The organism is Chryseobacterium sp. S90 (assembly GCF_047444895.1).
Classification (GTDB): Bacteria; Bacteroidota; Bacteroidia; order Flavobacteriales; family Weeksellaceae; genus Chryseobacterium.
The window spans coordinates 91162-115890 of sequence record NZ_JBLGCX010000005.1; the positions used below are offsets into that span (position 1 = coordinate 91162).

The window sequence follows — 24729 nt, forward strand, 5'->3', positions numbered from 1 at the left end:
AAAGATATAATCTTATATAATACCAAGAGCCAATGCGCTCAGCAACATTACGATTGATGATCCTATGGCCCATTTTAAGGTGAATTTCAAGTGATCGGAGAATTCAACACCTGCCAGTGAAACCAAGAGATAAGTGGACGGAACCAATGGACTTAATAAATGGGAAGCCTGTCCCACAAGACTGGCACGTCCCAAAATATCCGGAGGAATATTCAGTTGGCTGCCCGTTGCTGTAATCACTGGTAATATCCCGAAATAATAAGCATCATTGGTGAGGAAGAATGTAAGCGGTACACTGAATATAGCTGTGATTACATTCAGATAGCCACCCCAGGTTTTAGGAACGATACTGATAATACTGTTTCCCATAGCATTCATAATTCCGGTACCATTTAAGATTCCTGTAAAAATCCCTGCGCCGAAGATCATTCCTGCTACAGATAAGGCATTTCCTGCATGTTTTGAAATGATTTTCTGCTGGTCTTTCAGTTTCGGATAATTAATCAGGGAAGCGATACAGAAGGCAATCATAAAGGCAATTCCCAAAGGAATAATATCAAGGATCATCACGCAAAGCAGAATAATAGTCAGAATCAGATTGATAATAATAAGTTTCGGGCGTCTTAATGCAGGATCATTTTCACCAGCAATATCCTGTCCGCTGTATTTGGTATATTTTCCATGTTTGCTTATTCTTTTTTTCTCTCTTACTCCTAAAATATAGGCAACAAAAAATACCCATACCAACCCAACCAACATTACCGGAATCATAGGAACAAATATTTCTGTGTGTCCCAGTTTAAGAGAACTCATTACTCTTGCCGTAGGTCCGCCCCATGGCAAAATATTCATAATTCCGCCTGCCAGCATGATAATACACGTAAGAACTAAAGGATTCATTCCCTGTTTTTTATAAAGCGGGAGTAATGCTGCAACTACAATAATATAGGTGGAAGAGCCATCACCGTCTAAAGAAACTAAAGTGGTGAGAAGGGCGGTTCCGATGGTTGTTTTTACAGGATTATCTCCCACAGCCTTTAATATGGCATTCACAAGAGGTTCAAAAAGTCCTGTATCAATCATCAGACTGAAATACAGAATGGCAAAAATCAGCATAACCCCCGTAAGCGCTATTTCTTTTACTCCTTCTTTCATCATTTTTCCCAGATCAGGCCCGAATCCTGCTACTACAGCTATCAATACAGGTACAAGCACCAAAGCCGTAAGCGGAGTCATCTTTTTGTTCATGATGAGAATCATGAAGATGAAAATCATTAAAAAACCAAGAAATGTAAGCATAGTTTTATGTAAATATTAATGAGGTTATTGTTGTTTCTTTTTTCTCCAGTCAAAATTGTTTCTGAAACCGACAAATCCGTAATTACTCGTTTTTTTGGTTTCCAGCTGATTGATAAAGGCAAGCTCCAGCGCAGAATTTTTTCCTAATTTTATTCCAAGACCTGCCGTAATACGATTGCTGTCGAAAGGTTCCAGCTTATCAACATTCATTCTTATTTCATTTTTAAGAATACCATAGAGTTTTTCCTTTTCTCCCTTTTTATTGAAAGGGATTCTGACGGAGATGAGGTATCGGATTCTTACTTCAAATTCATCCGGATTACTGATGAAACGTTCCTCTACTCTAAGACGGTTGGAGATTGACGTTCTGCCGATGTAGTAATCTGCAGTAACCTGTTGAAAAGGTCTTTTTTCATATCTTATTTTTTTAGAATCGTCAGCATTATAGGATTCAAGGATCAAAAACATGGCTCCTGCAGCAGGTTTTATGTTTTCTACCACTTCATAATCTACATAAGCATTTACCAGAAAAAGTCTTGTATCATAAGCCAGGTCGAAAGAACGGTATTGGGTAAGTGCAGTTAAAGTACTTTTATCAGTAATCTTTGCCGACAGCAGGTACTGAAACCACATATTATAATTGTCTTTGCTCTGACTGTGTAAAAGGCCATTTATCAAACAAAATGATAAAATAAGCGTTAATTGTATATTAAGTTTCATGTAATATTTGATTAATATTGCGGTTTCTCAAATATATTTATTCGAAAGAGCGGGTCTGGATTTTTTCAATCAATGACAGTTTTTCTCAACGAACTGCATTTTGAGACAAAAAGATATTATATTTGATGCGTTTCAAAATAAGGTATGGACTATGTTTTTAATCATTAATTTTATTATTATATTATTGATTATCAGGATTTTATTTAGTGGTAAGATTCTGGAAAGTCTTATGAAGTACCGTTGGAAGTTCTTGTTGAGGTTTCAGCATATATTTTTCCTTTTTATCTTCATTTTGATGACTTATTTCACCGAAAACTACTTCCTGGATTCAACTCAGTTGGTAATAAGCATTATTTTGAATACAATTTTCAATGTAGGAATCTATTATCTGGTATATTATTATCTTGTTCCCCGGTTTTATTTATCCAATAAATACCCTGAGTTTATCCTTTATGCTTTAATCTGCTTTTTGGTGTCCAGTCTTTTCAGGATTTTGTGGGAGCCGGCAGTTTTTCAGATGGATTTTAGTGAAAAAGGCTATCACGTTGGGTTTCTGTATAATGTGTACATCTCGCAGGGAATCATCATTCTGGTGGGATCTTTTTTGGGGATTACCAAAGACAAATTTTTAATAGAACAAGATGTAATCAGTCTTGGAGAAGAGAAAGATCAGCTTTATCTTGATTTGCTGAAGTCTAAACTGAATCCTCATTTTTTGCTGAATACGCTTAACAATATCTATGCGAACAGTTTTACACATTCGGAGAAGACATCGGATTCTATTTTGCAGTTGAGCAAACTTCTGAAGTATATTATTTATGACAGTGGGAAAGAAAAAGTCACGGTTTCTCAGGAATTTTCTTCCTTGAAAGCGCTTGCAGCTTTATATCAGCTTAAATATAATAACCAGCTTGATATTGTCATGGATATTGAAGAGCAGGAAGAATTTGATATTGCTGAAATACCGTCTGCTATCCTTCTTACTTTATTTGAAAATGCTTTAAAGCACTCAGCAATAGGAGAGGATGCTCATGGTTTTATAAAATTATTCTGTAATATTGAGCGCTCTGAACTGTATTTTGAAATTATAAATTCTGTAGGGAAAGATAAAATTCATGCAGCTGAATCTAATTATCACGGATTGGGTAATGAAGCAATTATTCATATATTGGATAAATTTTATCCTGATCGGTATGAATTTTATTCCGGACCGAAAGAAAATGATCAATATAAAATTGCTTTAACAATTACTATCAATGGCTAACCTGACTATCGTTAATGTAGATGATGAGTATCCAGCATTGCAGCTTGTAAAACAATACTGCGATCAGCTTGAAGGTGTTGAACTGCTGGCTTCATTTCAGAAACCGGAAGAAGCACTGGCGTTTCTGAAAGCAAACAAAGTAGATCTGGTTGTTTTCGATATCAATATGCCTGGTATGAATGGAGTAGAGCTTTTGCAGCAACTCTCCGATCCGCCGTTGTGTATTTTCATTACCCTGGAAACAAAGTATGCGGTGAAAGCATTTGAGCTGGATGTCGTTCACTATCTTATCAAACCTGTGGATTTTGATACCTTTAAAAAAGCAGTGAATAAAGCAAGGGATTTTGTCCAGTTTAAAAGTTCAGCTGGCAGTAAACAACAGGAAGATTTTATTATGTTCAAATCCAATTATGTGATGAACAAGGTTTTTCTGAAAGATATTCTCTGGATACAGGGATTTGGGGAATATATCGTACTGATGACGCCATTGAAAAAGTATATGATTCTGGAAAGAATGTCAAATTTTGAAGAGAAATTTCAGCATTTTGGGTTTATCAGAATTCATAAGTCTTATATCGTATTATCGGATCATATCAATTCTTATAATTCCAGTCATGTTTTCCTGAAAAATGGTGAAGAACTTCCATTGGGAAGAACCTATAAAAAGAATTTAAAAGCACATTTAAGTTAAAAAAATAAAGCCGGAAATTTCCGGCTTTATTCAAAATTGTTATCTGATGACAGAACTATGGGCAATATTGTCCAGGTCCGATCCAAAGGATACATTGTCCTTTGTAATTGTACTCACAGCAAACGCGTCCTGCTGCTCCGCCATTGATTGATTTCTGAGCATCTCTGCTTAATAATTTAGCGTTTTTCATAGTTAGTAATATTTTGATTTATACATCCTGAACATTTAAAGTCAATCAGGATTTTGACATTTGGTGTAAAAGAAGTGGATCAAAGATACTGTTTTTCTATATTATGTGAAATATTTTGTTGCTATTTTTTCTTTAATAAAATTTTGATTATCAATTATTAATGAGTTTTAATATTGAGGATATAAAAAGAGAAAGCCGGAACTATCCGGCTTTATTCAAAATTGTTATCAGGTAATAGAACTAAGGACAGTTTTGTCCCGGTCCGATCCATAAAGTACATTTTCCGTTATCGTCGCGTTCGCAGCATACAAGTCTGGCAGCAATTCCGCCATTGATGGTTTTCTGAGCATCTCTGCTTAGTAATTTGGCATTTTTCATAAGTAATATTTTGTTTTTTTTAATCCTGAGCATTTATTGTCAATCAGGTTTTTGACATTTGGTGTTTATCGTAATTCAAATATAAAACTTTTTAAGTCAGGTTGTTATATTTTTTTGTAGACGAAAATAAGGTGTTGATATCTGATGGTAGTTCAATTGATAAATGAACTCTGAACGAACAGGTTAGGTTTTAAGCAAAAAAAATACTTCATATTAAAAAGGTCATAAGAATTATTCTTTCCCTAGTTAATATGAAGTAGTGCTGTATTTGTTAAAAGTGACAACTTTTTGGTTTTTAACTCTTCCCTGCGGCCTGCATTGGATTAACCTTTCCGGTTGAGCCTCCTCTTACAGATCCTCCTTCCTGTTTTTGTTTAAAGAGTTGGAATTTTGAAGTTTCAGTCCCTGATCCGGTGCTGCTCCAGAAATTATTGTTGGTATCAATATCAGCAGTTTCTCTCATGGGATCAAGCTGAATAGATTTTACTTTCTTATCAAAATAATAGGTCTTGGAAACCTTTTGCTCATTCAGTCTCCAGATCTGTGCAGCAGATTTATCGTACAATTTTGAACCATCTTCAAATGTAAATTCAAGGATGATCGGCATTACGAGTCCGCCTTTGTTTACAAAATCGATCTGATATCCTGTAATATTTTTGAATTTCTCTTTATCCTTAGCATCTAAAGGAAGGCTAGCCTCAGTTTTGATAGTGTATTCCTTATTATTATCTACCTTTTCCTGACCTCTGTCATATTTATAATAGAAATCCTGAGCAGCTTTGTCAGTATCAACATAGAATTTAATATTCTTGTCTTCTCTGTTTCTGATTTTTGAAAGATCTTCAAAACTGTTTACCAATGGTTTTTCAACCTGATATTTCACTTCAGCAGCAGCTTTAGGATCGGTATCTAGGTTGGGAACGGCTACCGTTACCTTATCAATCGCAATATCTACAGGATCTGTACCGTAGAACCAGCCTCTCCAGAACCAATCAAGATCCTCCCCGCTGGCATCTTCCATAGTACGGAATAAATCTGCAGGTTCAGGATGTTTGAAAGCCCATCTTTTAGCATAGGTTTTAAAAGCTTTGTCAAAAAGTTCTCTTCCCATGATCGTTTCACGAAGAATATTCAATCCCGTTGCAGGTTTTGAATACGCATTCGGACCATATTGAACAATATTTTCAGAATTGCTCATGATAGGCTCCAGCTGATCTTTCGGTAGTTTCATATAATCTACGATCGTCCATGCCGGTCCTCTTTTAGAAGGGAATTTATTATCCCATTTTTCTTCTGTAAGATATTCTGTAAATGTATTCAGACCTTCATCCATCCATGCCCATTGTCTTTCATCAGAATTGATGATCATCGGGAAGAAGTTGTGTCCAACTTCATGAATAATTACTCCAAGCATTCCGTTTTTGGTTCCTTCAGAATACGTTCCGTCTTTTTCAGTTCTTCCGAAATTGAAACAGATCATCGGATATTCCATTCCGTTGGCCGCTTCTACAGATTGTGCTACAGGATATGGATAAGGAATCGTAAACTCCGAATATGTTTTGATGGTATGAGCAACAGCCTTTGTGGAAAACTTTCTGTAAAGTCCATAAGATTCTTTTGGATAGAAACTCATTGCCATTACTTTATTATTGTTCTCAGGAATCGTTACACGCATTCCGTCCCATACAAACTTTCTCGAAGAAGTCCATGCAAAATCACGAACATCTTTTGCTTCAAAAACCCATGTTTTTCTTTGTTTTGAATGATTTTTCTCTGCTTTTTTAGCTTCATCCAAGGTTACAATTTCAATAGGCTCAGAGGCATTTTCAGCTTTTCTGTATCTTGACAGCTGATCAGAGGTTAATACCTGATCGTAATTTTTACATTCACCTGTTCCGCCTACAATATGATCGGAAGGAACATTCACTGAAACTTTAAAGTCTCCGAAAACCAAAGCAAATTCTCCTCTTCCGGTAAACTGATGGTTCTGCCAGCCCTGAAAGTCACTGTATACACACATTCTCGGATACCATTGGGTTATCGTATACAGATCGTTCCCGTCTTCAGGGAAATTCTCATAACCGCCACGGCCTCCCATCTTCATTCTGTTGGAGATATTGTAATTCCAGTCTACTTTGAAAACGAATTTTTCACCCTTTTTCAAAACCTTAGGAAGGTCAATACGCATCATTGTTTTGTTGACCGTGTACTTCAAAGCATTACCTGAAGCATCTGTTACTTTTTCAAGACTTACTCCATAACCATTATCCTTAACAGGAAGTTCTGTTACTTTAAGCTGCTGATCAGTCGTTGAAGGGCGAAGAACAGATGAAGTATCATACCCGGCATTCCTGATGTTTGAGTGCTCGTTTTCATCAAGCTGCAGCCAGATATAATCCAGATCATCCGGAGAATTGTTGTAGTATGTTACCGTTTCTGAACCTTTCAGATTTCTTTTATCCTCATCCAGATAAGCGGAAATGTTATAGTCGGCTCTGTTTTGCCAGTATCCGTGTCCCGGAGCTCCTGAAGCTGTTCTGTAAATGTTGGGTGTTGGTAGAATTGTTCCCAGCTGCTCAAACTTGTTACCGTGGTTGCTGCCTGGGTTATTCTGAATATTTTGTGCGGTGAAACCTGTATATGCAAATACAGAAAGTGAAAGTATAACAACTTTTAGTTTCATAACCGAAATGATTTATTAATGATCAAAGATAGTGATAAGCTCTTGAAATAATGAAAATATTTAACTTTTAAAAAGGAATTCTTTCCAAAGTCATTTTTAAGGATAAAGCAAATACCCCGGAAGAAACAAAGAGGATCCAGTCTTTTTTATTCACTTTGAAAAGATTGAGTGAAATAAACAGGATAATTAAGATCGCAGCAACAATTACAATTTGTCCAAGTTCCAGACCAATATTGAATCCCAGCAGAGGTAAAGCAATACTTTGGCTTTTCGCAATCATAACCCTTGCGGTATTGGCGAATCCCATCCCATGTACCAGACCAAAGATCAATGCAAGATAATAATTGGCCCGCATCAAGGTCTGCTTTTGATTTTTCATAATGATATTATCCAGTGATGTCAGTACAATCGTTAGGGGAATTAAAAACTCAACCCAGGCAGACGGAACTCTGAAAACATCCAGAATACTTAAAGCCAATGTAATGGAATGTCCGATTGTAAATGCGGTAACAAGAATCAGAATTTTTTTCCAGTCATTGTAAGAATAAACAGCAATCAATGCCAGAACAAATAACTGATGATCTAAGGCATCCAAAGAAATAATATGTTCCCACCCAAGGTTTAAATAAAAAAGAAAATCCTGCATTTTGGTTAAAAAATTTTATATTTTAAATATTTTGTTAAAATGTTATTAATTTTATTATTTGATTTAATTTTTACGATTGTTGTTTGTTAATTATTAATAGTATTTATGTTTTAAATAAATATTGTATAATTGTATTGCTTAAAAATGAAATATGGATATTAAAAAATTATTTTTTACAAAAGTAAACATTTCACACGGAGGAGCGAAGCTTCTGAGAAATGCGACAGCAGCCTTTTTGGGATTATATTCCTATGCTTTTTACGGGCAGGTACAGAAACTGGACTCTCGATTTGACGTTTTATTGAAAAATAAAGAGAGTATTGCCAATGGAAGAGCGGTCAAAGAACTGGAACGTCCGGACATGAAACTTGATCAGCATTTGGTGGTGACTTCAAAAGGGGCGCAAACAATGTATTCCTGTATTATTTATACCCAAGAACCCGAAAAACTGAAAGCAGAAGGTTTTATTATTCAGAGCCAGCTGCCGGCTTTTTCCACAGCTTTGGTTACCATTGAAGATATTGAAAAACTTGTGCAGCTTCCGTATGTAACATCTGTAATGGGGCCGGCATTTGATGAGCTTCATAATGATGTAAGCAGAGCTCAGTCCGGAGCAAGCCTTTTGCAGGATGGGGTTTTCAATAATACAGCTTATAACGGTACCGGTGTTCTGGTAGGAATTTATGACAGTGGAATAGACTGGAAACATCCGGACTTCAGAAAAGCTAGTGACCAGACAAAGAGCAGAATTGTTTCTATCTGGGATCAGACCTTAACAGCACAGGCTGGAGAAACTACTCCAACAGGATTTTCAACAGGTGTAGAATATACAAGAGCACAAATTGAAGATGAATTGGATGGAACACCTGTAGGATTCGTTCGTGAAAATGATACAAACGGACATGGAACCCATGTTTCAGGTACAGCTGCCGGAAATGGTGCAGCTTTTACAGATAAAAGACATAAAGGATTTTCATCTGATGCAGATATTGTATTCGTAAAAGGAGGAAATGGTTCTTTTCCAACAACAAATACCATTAATGCTTTAACCTATTTCAAAAATGTAGCTACAGCCCTTAATAAACCTATCGTTGTCAATATGAGTATTGGCGGACAGGGAACTGCTCACGACGGAACATCCAGTCATGAAGTGGCTGTTAATAATTTTACAACGTCTGGACCGGGTAGAGTAGTCGTTATTTCTGCCGGAAATGATTACGGGGCTAACCTTCACAGAAAAGTGGATATCGCAGCTGGTGCAGCACAGACGTATAATTTTACAGTAGCAAGCAATACTTCCGCTACTTCCGTATTTTCATTTATTATGTATGCCAATGACAATACTGCTGTTACAGCAAAACTGACGACTCCTGATGGACAGCAATATACACAGAATATAAGTACGAATACGGCTCATACTATATTGGGGGGAGGTCTTACAGCAACGATGTATAACTATTGGGGAAATGATAACAATAAAAGATATGTACAATTAATAGTAACCAGAACCTCAGGAACTACCAATGTTCAAGGAAATTATACATTAGAAATCACCAATAATGGAGCACAGCAAATAACAACCCACGGCTGGCTGTATAGTCAGGGCGTGCAAACTACCTTACAAAACGGGGATAATGAATATATTGTGGGAAGTCCGGGAAATGCTTCCAATGCGATTACAGTAGCTTCATATATGGGAAGGGCCAGTTGGTATAGTGGCGCAAGTGGTTATTTTACCCTTACTCCACAGGAATCCATCTCTTCATTCAGTGCACAGGGCCCAAGAGTAGATGGTGTTCAAAAACCTGAAATTGCAGGTTCAGGACAGAATGTCATTTCATCCAGATCAGGTGATTCTGCTCCAGGAGCAACAGATATTATTGCAGGAACCAATTATTATGTGAAAAACCAGGGAACAAGTATGTCTTCACCTGGTGTAGCAGGAGCTGTAGGATTATTATTGCAGGCCAATCCGGCATTAACGGCAGCTCAGGTAAAAGCACGCATTACTTCTAATGCAAGAATGGATGGAGCAACCGGAACTGTGCCCAACATGAGATGGGGATATGGTAAACTGGATATTTACAAGGCGGTTACCGATGAATTAGGATGTGTAAAATCTAATTTTGAAACTGTAGGATACGATGAACCTTATATTATTGCTAATACAGAATCTAATTATTATTTTGATAATATAGCCCTTGCTGTAAGATATACACCAACCCTTACAGGAAAATTGGGAGGGTTTTCATTATTAACGGGAACTTCACTCCCTTCAGATATTCCGGTAGATATTCAAATCAGAAAAGTGGATGCCAATGGAAATCCCGGAGATATTATAGCTACTAAAACTATTACTTCATGGCTTAATAATATGCAGAGATTTACCTGGAATTACGTGAATCTTTCCGATCTGAATGTACAGATGGTTACCGGAAAAGAATTTTATATTGTAGTCAATGGTTTAGGAGGAAGAATTGCCATGAAAGCAGAGAATGCAGTAGTCAATAACAGATCCAAAACGTCTACTGATGGAACGACATGGACTTCGAGAACATTCGATCTCAAAATGAGAGCCGTGGTGTATGAAAATGTTGCCGAAGTGAAGAATTTAGCAACAACTAATCAAACGAAAGCAAGTACAGTAGCTAATGGGTATAACTATTTTACCAACGCATGCCAACTTATTTCAAGAGTTGAAAAACAAACTGCAAGTACGGTAACAGGAAATACAACATCAAAGGTATGGGTGGATAACGCACAGCCTAACTACGTTGCAAGAAGATATGAAATAAATCCGGACACGAATGCAGCCACAGCGACAGGAAAAGTAACTTTATACTTTAAACAGAGTGATTTTGATGCTTATAATCTGACCAATGGTGTCAAGCTTCCTACTTCACCTACTGATGTTGCCAATAAAGCGAATCTTCTTATTGAAAAATATACAGGAACAAGTACTACAGGTACAATAACTTCTTTTGGGGGAGCTGCTACAATTATTACACCTGATATTGCAGATATTATCTGGAATGATACCTACCAATACTGGGAAGTGAGTTTCCAGACGACAGGTTTTGGCGGATATTTTGTGAAAACAGGAACAACATTAGGAACAGTAGATGTTAAAATAAATTCAGAAGTAAACATTACTCCGAACCCTGCGAAAGATTTTGTGAATGTAGCATTAGGAAAACATTCCAAAGCGGCAGTAACCATTTATGATGCTTCAGGAAAATTAATAAAAACCGTAAATGTGGATACAAATTCCGGTAAAATTGATGTTTCGGAATTGGTAAGAGGAACTTATCTGTTCACCCTTGTACTGGAAGATAGTACAAAAATTACGAAGAAAGTAATTAAACAGTAAATCTTCAACAATCAATTATAATCAGAAGCAGTGGTTTTATAACTGCTGCTTTTTTTATATTTGCTGTAAAAATAGAATTCATGTCGGGTAAGCTTTTTTTTGGATTTTTTTTATTCGTAACCATGGTATTTCAGAGTTTTGTGAGCGATGAAGCTTTTCATCCTTACCATGTAGGCTCTGTGGAAATTAATTATAATTCAAAATCCAGAACATTTGAAGTGACCGGGCGATTTTTCCTTGATGATATGGAAAATGGTCTGGGAAAAAAATATGGAGGAGCTTTTCATTTTAATGATGAAAAATATAAAGCAAAATTGAATGATGCCCTGCAAAAATACTGTTCAGAATATTTCAAATTAAAAGCTGATAACAAATTTTTGAAAGTAAATTATATCGGGTATGAAGAAGACCAGGAATCTGTAGATATTTTTCTCGAGTCAGAACCTGTAGCCACCCCCAAAAAAGTAGAAACAGCTGTAAGTTTCCTGTATAATCTTTTCGATGATCAGATCAATATTGTTCATATCATTGTAAACGGACAAAGAAGCAGTGAAAAACTTACTTATCCTAATCGCTATCTCTATAAACAGTTCTAAACATAATGTATGAATATTCATACAACTTAACCGAGGTAGTATCGAAAGTGTCATTCTGAAAGAAATGAAATGGATTGAAGAATCTCAAGTGTTCAGTAATCAATAAGATTCTTCCTTCGTCATAAGAGAAAGCCAAATTGTTTGACTTTTGAGATATCTTTATGAGATCAATTTTAATACTAACTTTAGGTTTTGAATAATTCGAAAATATTAATTTTCCAGTTGGAGTAATGTATTAATCCCTTTTGCATGAGCGAGCAGATCAGGAAAAAAATCATCATAACATTGCTGAAGATGATCTTTATTCTTTAAAAAAGCTTCAAAAACAGGAATGTCTTTATCCAGGTATTTCGCTTTATTGAGCACATTCTGAATACTGAATTTAATTCCCCAGTCTTCGCGGTAATTATAAAGCCAGTCGTCCTGTTCCATTTTGGCCAGCATCTTTTTGAAATTTTCCGGAAGCCATTCTTCGTGGGCATTCAAAACGCTGTAAACTTTAAGAGAATGAGCTTTCCATTCTGCCAAAGAGTGCAGGGAAAGATCTCTGGCAACAAATTGATCCATAGAAACATCCACAAATGCACCGGCATACAGTCTTACCAAAGGAGCAAATACTTTTTTGGCCTCATGAATAGCGGGATGGGAGTCTGTGTAAGTATCAATAGCTCTGTGCAGGGTAATGCCGTCCTGGATATCCTTCGGGAAAGAAAAACGATCCCTGTTACGGATAAAATCTTCGAGAAATTGCCCCACGATCTGCCCGTCGGTAAAAGAAAGAAAAGAATGAGCCAGATAATTCATAACTTAAAGGTATGAATTAAAAGTGAATGTTTGATAATGGTGAATAATGAATAGTGAATCCGCTTCGCTCATGAATTTTTATCCACATCCAATTGACAATTGACTTGTGAAGCAAAATTGACCATTCACATTAAAAAAGCCTCTCATGAAAATCCTCAATCTTACTCACTTCCTCTATCTTTATCCCAAACTTTCTTTTCGGAATTTTATTAAGATTGGAAACAAAGATTTTTTCATAGCCCAGTTTTTCAGCCTCAGTAATTCTTTGTTCCACTTGTGCTACAGGACGTATTTCACCACTTAGCCCTATTTCTCCGGCAAAGCAGTAGTGTTCTGAAATAGCAATATCCTCATTGGAGGAAAGAACAGAAGCTACCACGGCCAGATCCAGTGCCGGATCATCCGTTTTTATCCCTCCGGTAATATTCAGGAAAACATCTTTAGCTCCCAGTTGGAAACCCGCTCTTTTTTCCAGTACAGCCAAAAGCATATTCAGCCTCTTAGAATCAAAACCGGTAGAGCTTCTCTGAGGTGTACCATACACGGCAGTACTTACCAATGCCTGAATTTCCAGAAGCATAGGTCGGTTTCCTTCCAGAGTTACCGCAACGGAATTACCGGAAAGTTCTTCAAATTTCTTGGTGATCAGAATTTCAGAAGGATTTTTAATTTCTTTCAATCCTTGAGAAACCATTTCATAAATACCAATCTCGGAAGTAGATCCGAAACGGTTTTTATTCGCTCTTAACAATCTGAAAAGGTGATTACGGTCTCCATCGAAATTCAGAACCACATCCACCATGTGTTCCAGAACTTTTGGTCCTGCAATTTGTCCATCTTTGGTAATGTGTCCTACAAGAAATACAGGAGTATTGTTTTCTTTGGCGTATTTAATGATCTCATTAGAGCATTCCCGGATTTGAGAAACGGTTCCCGGGGAACTTTCTATCAGCTGAGACTGCAAAGTCTGAATAGAGTCAATAATCATGAAATCCGGTTCCAGCTTTTTGGCCTCGTGAAGGATTTTTTCCAATGACGTTTCAGTAAAAAGGAAGCAGTTTGGATTTTGAATATCCGTAAGCCTGTCTGCTCTCATTTTAATCTGAGAAGCACTTTCTTCCCCCGAAACATAAAAGATTTTTTTCTTCATTTTCAAAGCAAGCTGAAGCAGAAGGGTAGATTTCCCGATTCCAGGTTCACCACCAATCAAAGTGACAGAACCTAAAACAATTCCGCCTCCTAAAACACGGTTCAATTCATCAGAAGGAGTTTTTATTCTTGGCTCTTCACTTGTTACCACTTCAACAATATTAATTACATGTTGTTTGGTTTTTGAAAAAGGAGGAGTTTTATGAGATGGTTTCTCAACCACTTCTTCCACCAGAGTGTTCCATTCTCCACAGTTTTTACATTGCCCGAGCCATTGAGGATATTGTGTTCCGCAGTTTTGACAGAAATATGCTGTTTTCAGTTTTGCCATACTGCGAAGTTATAAAAAAGCATTTTTCTTTCAGAATCTAAATGGATTTAATATTAAAAACTAATCCATCCACAGTAGGAATATCTTTCATATCTTAGCTTTGTTCAATTAAATAGTAATGTAAAATATAATTACAATGAAAAAAGTATTTTTATCTTTCGTATTTGCGCTTTTAAGTGTTGTGGCGTTTGCACAAGGTACCTGGCAGGTAGATCATATGCATTCTTCTGTTAACTTTAATATTAAGCATATGGGAATTAGCTTTGTACAGGGAAGGTTCGATAAATTTGACGGTAGAATGGCCAGCAGTGGTGCTAATCTGGATAATGCGGATTTAAACTTTTCTGTAAGTGTTTCCAGCATTAATACCGGAGTAGACATGAGAGACAGACATCTTATAAGCGAAGAATTTTTTGATGTTGCCAAATATCCAACTATTGAATTCAAAAGTTCTTCTGTTACAAAAGATAAAAACAACAATTATATCGTAAAAGGAAAACTGACGATGAAAGGAGTGGAGAAAGAAATCAGTGCTCCAGCTACATTCGGTGGAATTACAAAAAATAAAGACGGAAAAGAAGTTATGGGAATTCAGACAAAATTTACAGTCAACCGTCTGGATTACGGAATCAAGTATGACCCTGCAGGAGCCGGGATTGCAAAAGATGTTGAAGTAACGGCTTATTTTGAATTGGTTAAGCAGTAATATTTTAAAACATAAAAACTAAAAAGGTTTTCCATTGAGTGGAAAACCTTTTTAGTTGATAGACAGAAATCATGTTGGTTATAACTTTGTTTCATTTGCTTATTATTGAATATAGATAAAAATTTTTATCAGGTTTTATAATTGTTTGATTGATGTTTTTTAATTTTCAAAATGTAAATAATTGCTTTGTATCTCTTTTTCCCATAACTTTGCACAAACCTAATCTAATGAGTAAAAAGAATACAAAGTACATCTTTGTGACAGGAGGTGTAACTTCATCTTTGGGAAAGGGAATCGTTTCTGCTTCTCTGGGACTTCTACTAAAATCACGCGGCTTTAATGTAACGATCCAAAAATTAGATCCTTATATCAATATCGACCCAGGAACTTTGAACCCTTATGAACACGGAGAGTGTTATGTAACTGAAGATGGTGCGGAGACGGATCTGGATTTAGGCCACTATGAGCGTTATCTTGATGCTCCTACATCCCAAAACAACAACGTTACTACAGGAAAAATTTATCAAACTGTAATTGAAAAAGAAAGAAAAGGAGATTTCCTTGGAAAAACAGTTCAGGTAATTCCTCATATTACTAACGAAATCAAACGTAGAATTAAAATCCTTTCAAAACAGAACTACGATATCATCATTACGGAGATCGGAGGAACTGTAGGGGATATTGAATCTTTGCCATACATTGAAACTGTTCGTCAGTTGAAATGGGAACTGGGAGAGAGTAATTCTATGGTGATTCACCTTACTTTACTGCCTTATCTGGCTTCAAGTGGAGAATTAAAAACAAAACCTTCCCAGCACTCCGTTCGTCAATTGATGGAAAGCGGAATTATGGCAGATGTTTTAGTGTGCAGAACAGAACATAAAATTCCTAAAGATCAGAGAGCAAAACTGGCTCAATTCTGTAACGTTGCTTTAGAAAACGTTATTGAATGTAAAGATTTGGAAACAATCTATGAAGTTCCGATGTATCTTCAGAAACAAAACTTTGATGATGTAGTATTGAAAGAACTGGATCTGAAAAGTGAGAAAACAGCTGATCTTAAAGACTGGAAGAGTTTCCTTAAGAAATTCCAGAACCCTAAGAAAACAGTTGAGATTGCATTGGTTGGAAAATATGTTTCCCTTCAGGATTCTTATATTTCCATTGCTGAAGCTTTCAAACATGCAGGAGCTGACCTTGAAACTGAAGTAAAAGTAAGATGGGTATACAGTGGAGATATTACTGAAGAAAATATCAAAGATACTCTGAAAGGAGTAAATGGTATCCTTGTAGCTCCAGGTTTCGGAGACAGAGGAATTGAAGGAAAAGTTCTTACTGCAAAATATGCAAGAGAAAATAAAATTCCAATGTTGGGGATCTGTTTAGGAATGCAGATCATGACAGTTGAATTTGCAAGAAATGTTTTAGGACACACCAAAGCGAATTCAGTAGAATTTGATACGGCAACTCCGGATCCTGTGATCTCATTAATGGAGGAACAGAAAAATGTAATTGATAAAGGAGGAACAATGCGTCTTGGAGCCTGGAAATGTTCTTTGAAAAATGGTTCTAAACTATTTGATATCTACGGAAGCAAGAATATTTCTGAAAGACACCGTCACCGTTATGAATTCAACAGTGATTATCTTCAGGAATTTGAGAAAAACGGTTTCCTTGCAACAGGTACAAACCCTGAAACAGGCTTGGTAGAAGCACTTGAGCTTCCTGATCACCCGTTCTATGTGGGAGTTCAGTATCACCCGGAATATAAGAGTACGGTAGCGACACCGCATCCTTTATTCAGAGCTTTCATCAAGGCTTGCGAAAAGAAATAAGGTAATATTTTATCATAAACGTCTACACATAAACTCAGGCTGATTATTCTCAGCTTGAGTTTATTATATAGTAATGTATTATAGTATAGAGTTTTGATAAAAAAACAGTATTTTTGTCAGCTCAAATTTGCTGCAGATTTATCAGTTTTCTTATAGTTCTGTAGTAAGCTAAGAATAGGAAATTTTAATTATAACAAAAATAAAATGCAACAAAACAACGGAATCGATAAGAAGCAGATGATTAGTTTCGCGGTTTTATGCCTTGTTCTCTTCGGTTTTATGTTCTACTTCCAGAACAAACAAACGAAAGAAGCGGAGTTGAAAGCTCAGGAGCAGAAAACGGAACAGGTGAAAAATGCCGTAAAGCAAACTCAGGCAAACAATATCAATCCAAATGTAACTCCAGGCGCAATTCAGACCGCCAGTCTGTCAAACACGGAATTAAATGTTGAATTCTCAAGCTTAGGAGGACAGGTTTCTAAAGTTCAGCTTTCAAAATATAAAGCATATGATCACAAAACAGATAAAGCAGATCTTCCTCTTTACCTGATCAATAAAAATAATTCTAACTACGGTTTCCAATTTAAAGATAAAACAGGAAAAGTAATCAATACTAAAGATTTAGTTTTCTCACCTGCTGTTAATGGAAATGCGGTAACGATGACGGCTAATTATAATGGTGCTGTTATCCAGTTCATTTATACATTGCTTCCAAAATATACTTTAGATTTTAAAGTAAGAACTCAAGGTTTAGCCAATATCACATCTGACAATAAAGCAGATTTTATCTGGGACTACAATGTAAGAAACCTGGAAAAAGGTAGAGCTCAGGAGCAGTCTCACTCAGAATTCTCTTATGCTTTCAATAATTATAAGGATTATGATTATGATGGAAGAACTACAATGGATGAGGAGAAAGAAACGCTTAACTGGATTGGAGTAAAGCAGCAGTTCTTTTCTTCAGTGATTGAAGCTAAAAATGGTTTTACACATAGTAAAGGTAACCAGGAGACTGTTGAAGAAGGAGAGTATTTGAAGAAGCTAAATTATGAAGGTTTCGTTCAGATGACCGGAAGTGAATTGAATCAGGATTTTACCTGGTATTTTATGCCATTGGATCTTCCATTGTTGAAATCTTATGATAAAAATTTCGATGAGATTTTACCATTAGGATGGTCTTTTATCGGTTGGATGAACCGTTATTTCTTTATGTGGTTGTATAGTGTTATCGCTGGCTGGGGATTATCTGCAGGCTGGGTAATTTTTGTAATGACAATCATTGTGAAGTTGATCTTATCACCAATTATGTATAAGCAGCATAAATTGAGTGCAATGATGAAGGTGATCCGTCCGGAAATTGATGAAGCGAATGCTAAATTTAAGGATGCAGATCCAATGAAGAAGCAACAGGCTACAATGGAAATTTATAGAAAAGCAGGAGTGAATCAGATGGCGGGATGTTTGCCTGCATTGGTTCAGATTCCTATCTTCTATGCATTGTTCCGTTTCTTCCCGAACTTTATTGATCTTAGAGGGCAAGGGTTCTGGTTTGCAAAGGATTTAACGGCTTATGATGATTTGATCAAACTTCCGTTTAAAGTTCCTTTCCTTGGAGATCACTTAAGTATTTTTGCATTAGCTTGTACAGTTGTTATCTTGATATATACTGTAATGACTTCAGGAAATATGCAACAGCCTCAACAGGAAGGAATGCCAAATATGAAGGTTTTAATGTATATCTTCCCGATTACATTCCTATTCTTCCTTAATACTTCGGCTTCAGGTCTTTCATGGTATTATTTTGTGTCGAATGCGATTAACATCTTAATTATCCTGGTAATTAAATATCTGATCCTGGATGAAAAGAAAATCCATGCTCAGATTCAGTCTAACAAGGAAAAACCGAAAGCAGAAGGTAAATTCCAAAAGAGAATGAGAGAAATGATGGAGAAGGCTCAAGAGCAGCAAAAAACTCAGGAGCAGCAAAGAAGTAAAAAGAAATAATTTCTTAATTATAACATAAAAAGAGAAGCAATTGAATAATTGCTTCTCTTTTTTTTATTTGAATTTTATTTAGAATGATTTCAAATTTCTGATTTTGGCATAAGAATTTAATAATTGAAAATGAGACGGTTCAATCATATTTCAGTCTGAAAGATTGCCTGTGATGAGATGTGGGACCATACTTTATAAGGGCTTCCTGATGCTTTTTTGTAGCATAGCCAAAGTTGGTGTCCCAACCATACTCAGGATGTTCTTCATGAAGCTGAATCATTAATTTATCCCTGTAGTTTTTAGCTAGAATAGACGCTGCAGCAATAGATAAAATCTTAGAATCTCCTTTAATAATACATTGATGTGGAATGTAATTATAAGGATGAAATTTGTTTCCATCTACCAGAATAAGCTCTGGAATTATGGTAAGTTTATCCAGTGCACGATGCATTGCATGAATACTTGCGTTAAGAATATTATGCTCATCAATAAACGAAGGAGGGAGCTCTGATATGGCATAGTCTTTCACATTGTCTTTAATGTAATTATCCAGTTCCATTCGGGTTTTGAACGTTAATTTTTTTGAATCATTCACAAGATTCTGTTGGAAATCATCGTCTAAAATTACCGCTGCAGCTACCACTGGACCGCTTAAACATCCTCTTCCTACTTCATCACATCCGGCCTCGATGTAAAGGTTTGACCAGTTTTTTATTAGCTCCATATTTGTCTAAATAATAGATGCAAAATTAAAAAAACAAATATATTAATCTATTGTTTGATCAGATTTTGTCAAAAATATAAATTGACGTAAAACTAATTTTTAAGGTGATTCCGTATAGGTGGTAGATGGTTATTTCTTATAAAAAAGATGCTTTTTTTGATAATAATACTATTGTTTCTGATTTCTTATATTATTTCTTTTTTTTGGTGAAGGTGAAAGTATTGAAAATAATATTCCTAATATTCTAATATTGTAGTGTTTTTCTTAATGAATTGAATTTAATGAATTGTAAATCAGGTTTTTGAATTTTATTTTTTTATTATTGACGTCAAAAAAATCAATTAAAATTACTATTGTGGGATTAAAAAAAATATTGTTTGATTTTTTTTTAATATTTGTTAAGAAAAATAATTTTAACAAATATTAATATTTTATTTTTAGTTTTTATTGTTAATAATTGAAAATTTTATTTTTTTTAAGAAAATCCTTTGTAATTTTAAGAAAGTTTTACAAATTTGTAGCCTGTAAAAAATAATTGAATTTGATATGAAGAAATTAACTGCGAGTGTATTTGCGGTTGTTCTATCGTCCTCATTTGTGATGATGTCAGCCCAAAACACGAAGGATACTCTAAAAACCAAAAATATAGAGGAGATAGTTGTTACCGGAGCCTTAGGTATCAAAAGAAAGGCTGATGCGGTAACAAATACACAGCAAGTTGTAACGACAAAAGAGCTGAATCAGGCGTCTGCACCAACTGCTGTACAGGCATTGACAGGAAAGGTTTCAGGTTTACAAATCAATTTGACAAATAATGGTGTAGATCCTAGTTATAGAGTTGTCTTAAGAGGTGCTAAATCTATCACGGGTAACAACCAAGCATTAATTGTAATTGATAACGTTATTTCATCTGCTGACATCTTACAGCAGATACCACCAGAAGCAATCGAAAACATTAACGTAATTAAAGGTTTACAAGGAGCTGCTCTTTACGGTCAGCAAGGGGTAAATGGGGTGATTATTGTTACTACAAAAAGAGGTACGAAATCTGAGAAACTTCAGATGACATTCAATTCATCTATTGATATTTCTAACGTTTTCATGCTTCCAAAAGTTCAGCAGAAATACGGGAAAGGAGTTCAGGATGAAGGTTGGAGTGATGTAAGCTATGGTGGTACAAACTATGTGCCGTGGGAAAACATGTCTTGGGGTGCTGCTTATGACAATCCGGTTATCGGAGGAACTATGATGCCTTCAGGTCTTCCACAGGCTGATGGATCATTTATTTATGAAAAATATGCTCCGGTGAAAAATTTCATGAATAAATTCTTCTCAACAGGAGTATTAACTCAAAACGGAATTACTGCAACTGCAGGTGGATCTGATTCTTATGTATCTTTCTCTGCTAACAGAACAGAAAACAATTTCGTAGTTGAGGGAGATAAACTGAGACAAAACAGTTTTATTTTCAAAGGAGGTAAGAAAATTGGAAAATTGAGAATTGATGGTAACATCAACTATATTAATAGAATAGTTTCTAATACTAACTCATCTTTATACGATGATATTCTTCAGACTCCTACTAATAATAATATAAAGCTTTACAGAAATAGTGGTATTGAAGGATATTATACAGGATATGCTGTAAACCCTTACTGGACTATCGATCACGAGAGATATGACAGACGCAGTGATTATTTCAGTGCTATCCTTGGCTTAGATTATGAGCTAAATAAGAACATTAATATTACATATACCGGAAACCTTACATCAAGAGGGATGACTTATACAAGACATAATGATGGTGCGGTTTTCAGTAAAACATATAATCTTCCAGGAACATCTATTGATGGAATTACTTTTGGTGATTTAGGACAGGGTGATATCACTTCTTGGTATTATGAAAGTACATCAAAAGAAAGAAATTTTTATGGTGATTTAATGGTTAACTTTAATTATGATTTAACAGATAAAATCAACTTAAAACTTAACATTGGTAATAACATCCAGGACAGAACTTATAATGTAACATCTGTGGGGGGAAATAATCTTGATATCCCAGGTTGGTATAATATTAGGAACGTCCTGAATCCAGATCCTTTTTCAAGTGCGAATTTAGATAACTATCAAACGAATAGTAGAATCATTGCAGGATTTGCGAATTTAGATTTAAGTTATAATGATTATTTATTTTTAAACTCTACTTTCAGAATTGAGCAATCCTCAGTAATGTCTACAATCCCTTATAATACAGGTAAGAGAACAAACCCGGTTTATCCATATTATTCTGTAGGTTTGTCTTTTGTTCCTACAAAGGCATTTGCTAATTTAAAAGGAGATATCCTTAATTATGCAAAAATTACAGGTTCATATACAAGAGTAGGTAATACTTCTGCAATTCCTCCATATGCAACAGATGAGATCGGAGTATTTCCAACAGGATTCCCTTTCAACGGCTTAAGTTCATATATCAATAACCAAACTCCTACGGCAGTAGATATTAAGCCTGAATTTGTTAATACTTTAGATTTCGGAGTATCTCTAGGATTCTTGAAGGATAGAGTTAGATTAGATGCTTCAGTTTATCAGTCTACTACTGATGACTTGATCACAGCTAAAACAACATCTAGTGCATCTGGTCTAACCAGCGTTCTAGATAACGTAGGTAAAATGAGGCTAAGAGGTCTTGAAGTTGATTTAGGATTAACTCCAATTAAAACAAAAGATTTTACTTGGGATATGAAAGTGTCATATTCTACTTACAGGTCTAAAGTATTAGAATTGGCTGATGGAGCTGATGAAGTATCTTTATTGAGCAGTACTGCAGCGGCTGTAGGTATCTTTGCTGTAAAAGGATCTGACTTCCCGGTTATTAAAGGAAGTGCATTCCAGAGAGACGATCAGGGAAGAATTATTGTTGATTCTAAAGGAAATCCTTTGACAACAAGTAACCTTCAGGTTTTAGGAAGAGCTACCCCTGATTATATTCTTGGATTCTCAACTAACATTAAATATAAAGGATTCACATTATCTGCAATGGGAGACTTTAGAAAAGGAGGTAAATTTGTATCATTTACGAAAAACTTACTTGCCTTTACAGGAGGTTTAGAAGAATCAGCTGAGTTTGACAGAACGCAAGGATATGTTGTCCCTAATTCAGTACAAAACACGGGTACAGCAGCCAATCCGGTTTATACTCCTAACAATACTCCAGTTGGAGGTGCGGGAACTTATACTAACGTTACGAACTACTTCTCTAGTAGTGCTTATAGAGCTGTTGGAGAAAACTTGGTAGTGGATGCAACTGCATTGAAGATTAGAGAAATCGCATTGAGCTATGATATACCAAAATCTGTCCTAAGTTCTACTTTCTTGAACTCACTGACAGTTGGCGTTTACTCAAGAAACCCATTCTTTAAGTACGCAGATAACAATAGAAACTATGCTGATCCGGAAACTGCAAGTACAACGGGGAATGCTGCAGGTTTTGCTTATACGACACAGTATCCATCGACTAGAAGCTTTGGTTTAAATCTTAAAGCATCTTTCTAAACTTTAATTAATTATTACTTGAAAATGAAAAAATTTAAATATACAATACTAGGTTTAATTGTTGCCTCTATGACGTTGACTTCATGTGATCATTATCTGGATATTAATGAAAATCCAAATAACATCCATGCAGAAGCTATTACTCCAACTTTATTATTCCCTGGTGCTGTTGCTCAGACTTATAGAACTCAAGCTACATGGATGAATAGATTTGGTGGGCTTATGATGAACTCTTATGCTGGTAACTCTTATTCTTTTGGATCTCCATTTGGTAATGAATATACTCTGAATGTAGATAGTTCTTTTTATCCACAAATCTGGGATGGTTTATATAGAAACGTGAGTAACTTTGTGGCGATTGAAAAATTTGACAATTCAACACATAAGTATGATAATTACTTAGCAGCCGCAAAAGTAATGAAGGCATTCTATATGCAGACAATTGTAGATTTATATGGTGATGCTCCTTATAGCCAAGCATTTATGGGGCAGGCAAATTCCACTCCAAAATATGACAATGATGAGGAAATCTATAGATCATTAATTCTTGGTATCAATGATGCAATTACAATTATTGATAATGCGAATGCTGCAGCTCTTGAATTAGGCCCTACTGATATTGTTTTCCAAGGGGATATGGATAACTGGAAGCGTCTTGCTAATACTGTGAAATTAAGAATGTTGGTTAGAATGTCTAAAGTAACAGGTTCTATGGCTACTTTTAGAGATCAGCAGCTTCAAACTTTATCAGGAGCAGACTTTGTAGAAAGTGATGTTTTAGTTAACCCTGGTTATAGTGCTGCTAATGATGATCAGCAAAATCCATTTTTTGGATATTATGTAAGAAATAGTTCTAATTCTCAGTTGCAAAACAATACATTATTTACAGCTTCTGAGCACATTGCAACTTGTCTTAATGGTAACCCTTATAATATGACTGATAATGTTTATCAGAAATTTAATGGAATCATTGATGCAAGAAGAGGAAGAATGTTCTCATTAATTTCTTACAATGGTCTTCCAGTTGTTAAAGGAGTTAGACAAGGTGCTACACCAGGTCAGCCAGGAGCTCCAACGGATCTTACTACTGTTTCAAGATTTGGAAATGGTTTAATATTTGGTGCAGGAAGCCCTACAAGTAATGCTCAGCTAACATCTGTGGGATCTGCTAAATCAGGTGTTTTAATGACTCGTTCAGAGAGTGATTTCCTTCAAGCTGAAGCTGCTGTAAGATATCCAGCTATTTTCTCTAATGGTCAGACTAAGTTCGAAAATGGTATCAAGGCATCTTTTGATTACTTATATGCAACATCTGGTACTTCTACTACTTACATTGCTGCAATTCAAACTAAAGTAGGTTTAGGATGGACTGGTACCAATGATAATAAGATTGAAGCGATCATGACTCAGAAGTGGTTAGCGACTGCAGGAATTAACCCTACAGAATCTTTTATTGATTATAACAGAACTGGTTTCCCGGTTACGCCTATGGCAACAACTTCAGCGAAGCCTAATAAACCTTACAGATTGATGTATCCGTCATCTGAATATGTAGCTAACTCTGCGAACGTTCCTCAGATTTCAAATGCACAATGCTTTACTAAGAATCAAACGACTCCATTCTGGAATCAGAACTAATTCTTACAATACAATTTTAATATATTTTACCGCCTTCGGGCGGTTTTTTTTGTTTGATAGGTGAAAGTTTTTTTTAATATTAAAATATGTTAAGCATAGTACTCTCCCTTATCTATGCCTAGTTTTTATACTTTTTTAATATTCAATTTATTGATATT

At 35.7% G+C, this 24729-nt stretch carries 18 protein-coding genes; 9 read left to right on the forward strand and 9 right to left on the reverse strand.

The window, feature by feature from the left end; genetic code table 11:
- Positions 1-12 precede the first annotated feature (12 nt).
- A complete protein-coding gene (locus ACLMCG_RS14350) occupies positions 13-1299 on the reverse strand; it encodes a CitMHS family transporter (RefSeq protein ID WP_413960133.1) in 1287 nt (428 codons plus the stop codon).
- Positions 1300-1323: 24 nt separating this feature from the next.
- A complete protein-coding gene (locus tag ACLMCG_RS14355) occupies positions 1324-1932 on the reverse strand; it encodes a DUF2490 domain-containing protein (protein ID WP_413960132.1) in 609 nt (202 codons plus the stop codon).
- 442 nt (positions 1933-2374) lie between these two features.
- On the opposite strand from ACLMCG_RS14355, the gene ACLMCG_RS14360 reads away from it, so the two are divergent.
- On the forward strand, positions 2375-3283 hold the full coding sequence (locus ACLMCG_RS14360) for a sensor histidine kinase (protein WP_413960131.1): 909 nt from the start codon (positions 2375-2377) through the stop codon (positions 3281-3283).
- Positions 3276-3974, forward strand: a complete 699-nt coding sequence (locus ACLMCG_RS14365; RefSeq protein ID WP_223599787.1) for a LytR/AlgR family response regulator transcription factor — start codon at positions 3276-3278, stop codon at positions 3972-3974. The genes ACLMCG_RS14360 and ACLMCG_RS14365 overlap by 8 nt, the downstream gene beginning before the upstream one ends.
- Positions 3975-4029: 55 nt before the next feature.
- Here the strand turns inward: ACLMCG_RS14365 and ACLMCG_RS14370 are convergent, their stop codons facing one another.
- The 4 genes from ACLMCG_RS14370 to ACLMCG_RS14385 all read right to left on the reverse strand — a co-directional run bounded on the left by ACLMCG_RS14370 (position 4030) and on the right by ACLMCG_RS14385 (position 7871).
- Complete coding sequence (locus ACLMCG_RS14370; protein ID WP_262497574.1) at positions 4030-4164, reverse strand: hypothetical protein; 135 nt, start codon at positions 4162-4164, stop codon at positions 4030-4032.
- Positions 4165-4404: 240 nt separating this feature from the next.
- On the reverse strand, positions 4405-4542 hold the full coding sequence (locus ACLMCG_RS14375) for a hypothetical protein (protein WP_165790518.1): 138 nt from the start codon (positions 4540-4542) through the stop codon (positions 4405-4407).
- A 295-nt stretch (positions 4543-4837) separates the two neighbouring features.
- Positions 4838-7225, reverse strand: a complete 2388-nt coding sequence (locus ACLMCG_RS14380; protein WP_223599788.1) for a M1 family metallopeptidase — start codon at positions 7223-7225, stop codon at positions 4838-4840.
- A 67-nt stretch (positions 7226-7292) separates the two neighbouring features.
- Positions 7293-7871 (reverse strand): HupE/UreJ family protein, encoded by a 579-nt coding sequence (locus tag ACLMCG_RS14385; protein WP_413960130.1) that lies wholly within the window; start codon positions 7869-7871, stop codon positions 7293-7295.
- 151 nt (positions 7872-8022) lie between these two features.
- Between ACLMCG_RS14385 and ACLMCG_RS14390 the strand changes: the two genes are divergently transcribed.
- Together ACLMCG_RS14390 and ACLMCG_RS14395 are read left to right on the forward strand one after the other, a co-directional pair.
- On the forward strand, positions 8023-11241 hold the full coding sequence (locus ACLMCG_RS14390; RefSeq protein ID WP_413960129.1) for a S8/S53 family peptidase: 3219 nt from the start codon (positions 8023-8025) through the stop codon (positions 11239-11241).
- An 80-nt stretch (positions 11242-11321) separates the two neighbouring features.
- A complete protein-coding gene (locus tag ACLMCG_RS14395) occupies positions 11322-11837 on the forward strand; it encodes a DUF6702 family protein (protein WP_223599791.1) in 516 nt (171 codons plus the stop codon).
- A gap of 210 nt (positions 11838-12047) precedes the next feature.
- Here ACLMCG_RS14395 and ACLMCG_RS14400 read toward each other — a convergent pair whose 3' ends face one another.
- Both ACLMCG_RS14400 and radA read right to left on the reverse strand, forming a co-directional pair.
- On the reverse strand, positions 12048-12641 hold the full coding sequence (locus ACLMCG_RS14400; protein WP_223599792.1) for an ACP phosphodiesterase: 594 nt from the start codon (positions 12639-12641) through the stop codon (positions 12048-12050).
- Between the two features lie 130 nt (positions 12642-12771).
- Entirely contained in the window at positions 12772-14121 is a 1350-nt protein-coding gene (radA, locus tag ACLMCG_RS14405; protein ID WP_047379126.1) for a DNA repair protein RadA, read from the reverse strand.
- A 136-nt stretch (positions 14122-14257) separates the two neighbouring features.
- Here radA and ACLMCG_RS14410 point away from each other — a divergent pair, with 136 nt between their 5' ends.
- From ACLMCG_RS14410 to yidC, 3 genes are all read left to right on the forward strand, one after another.
- Positions 14258-14827 carry a YceI family protein gene (locus tag ACLMCG_RS14410; protein WP_413960128.1) on the forward strand — a complete coding sequence of 190 codons (570 nt, stop codon included), beginning with the start codon at positions 14258-14260 and terminating at the stop codon, positions 14825-14827.
- A 227-nt stretch (positions 14828-15054) separates the two neighbouring features.
- The gene (locus ACLMCG_RS14415; protein WP_413960127.1) at positions 15055-16662 is read left to right on the forward strand and encodes a CTP synthase; all 1608 of its coding nucleotides are present in this window, start codon (positions 15055-15057) and stop codon (positions 16660-16662) included.
- 204 nt (positions 16663-16866) lie between these two features.
- Complete coding sequence (gene yidC / locus ACLMCG_RS14420) at positions 16867-18666, forward strand: membrane protein insertase YidC (protein ID WP_413960126.1); 1800 nt, start codon at positions 16867-16869, stop codon at positions 18664-18666.
- Between the two features lie 130 nt (positions 18667-18796).
- On the opposite strand, the gene ACLMCG_RS14425 is transcribed toward yidC, so the two are convergent.
- Positions 18797-19381 (reverse strand): ribonuclease HII, encoded by a 585-nt coding sequence (locus ACLMCG_RS14425; protein ID WP_413960125.1) that lies wholly within the window; start codon positions 19379-19381, stop codon positions 18797-18799.
- 546 nt (positions 19382-19927) lie between these two features.
- Between ACLMCG_RS14425 and ACLMCG_RS14430 the strand changes: the two genes are divergently transcribed.
- Complete coding sequence (locus ACLMCG_RS14430; RefSeq protein WP_309872852.1) at positions 19928-22933, forward strand: SusC/RagA family TonB-linked outer membrane protein; 3006 nt, start codon at positions 19928-19930, stop codon at positions 22931-22933.
- 24 nt (positions 22934-22957) lie between these two features.
- On the forward strand, positions 22958-24571 hold the full coding sequence (locus ACLMCG_RS14435; RefSeq protein WP_413960124.1) for a SusD/RagB family nutrient-binding outer membrane lipoprotein: 1614 nt from the start codon (positions 22958-22960) through the stop codon (positions 24569-24571).
- The last annotated feature ends 158 nt before the right edge of the window (positions 24572-24729 follow it).

Excerpts from the sequence above, each read along its gene's own strand:
- ACLMCG_RS14350 (WP_413960133.1), bottom strand. The coding sequence starts at position 1,299 with ATGCTTACATTTCTTGGTTTTTTAATGATTTTCATCTTCATGATTCTC.
- ACLMCG_RS14355 (WP_413960132.1), bottom strand. The coding sequence starts at position 1,932 with ATGTGGTTTCAGTACCTGCTGTCGGCAAAGATTACTGATAAAAGTACT.
- ACLMCG_RS14365 (WP_223599787.1), top strand. The coding sequence starts at position 3,276 with ATGGCTAACCTGACTATCGTTAATGTAGATGATGAGTATCCAGCATTG.
- ACLMCG_RS14370 (WP_262497574.1), bottom strand. The coding sequence starts at position 4,164 with ATGAAAAACGCTAAATTATTAAGCAGAGATGCTCAGAAATCAATCAAT.
- ACLMCG_RS14375 (WP_165790518.1), bottom strand. The coding sequence starts at position 4,542 with ATGAAAAATGCCAAATTACTAAGCAGAGATGCTCAGAAAACCATCAAT.
- ACLMCG_RS14380 (WP_223599788.1), bottom strand. The coding sequence starts at position 7,225 with ATGAAACTAAAAGTTGTTATACTTTCACTTTCTGTATTTGCATATACA.
- ACLMCG_RS14385 (WP_413960130.1), bottom strand. The coding sequence starts at position 7,871 with ATGCAGGATTTTCTTTTTTATTTAAACCTTGGGTGGGAACATATTATT.
- ACLMCG_RS14390 (WP_413960129.1), top strand. The coding sequence starts at position 8,023 with ATGGATATTAAAAAATTATTTTTTACAAAAGTAAACATTTCACACGGA.
- ACLMCG_RS14395 (WP_223599791.1), top strand. The coding sequence starts at position 11,322 with ATGTCGGGTAAGCTTTTTTTTGGATTTTTTTTATTCGTAACCATGGTA.
- ACLMCG_RS14400 (WP_223599792.1), bottom strand. The coding sequence starts at position 12,641 with ATGAATTATCTGGCTCATTCTTTTCTTTCTTTTACCGACGGGCAGATC.
- radA (WP_047379126.1), bottom strand. The coding sequence starts at position 14,121 with ATGGCAAAACTGAAAACAGCATATTTCTGTCAAAACTGCGGAACACAA.
- ACLMCG_RS14410 (WP_413960128.1), top strand. The coding sequence starts at position 14,258 with ATGAAAAAAGTATTTTTATCTTTCGTATTTGCGCTTTTAAGTGTTGTG.
- ACLMCG_RS14415 (WP_413960127.1), top strand. The coding sequence starts at position 15,055 with ATGAGTAAAAAGAATACAAAGTACATCTTTGTGACAGGAGGTGTAACT.
- yidC (WP_413960126.1), top strand. The coding sequence starts at position 16,867 with ATGCAACAAAACAACGGAATCGATAAGAAGCAGATGATTAGTTTCGCG.
- ACLMCG_RS14425 (WP_413960125.1), bottom strand. The coding sequence starts at position 19,381 with ATGGAGCTAATAAAAAACTGGTCAAACCTTTACATCGAGGCCGGATGT.
- ACLMCG_RS14430 (WP_309872852.1), top strand. The coding sequence starts at position 19,928 with ATGAAGAAATTAACTGCGAGTGTATTTGCGGTTGTTCTATCGTCCTCA.
- ACLMCG_RS14435 (WP_413960124.1), top strand. The coding sequence starts at position 22,958 with ATGAAAAAATTTAAATATACAATACTAGGTTTAATTGTTGCCTCTATG.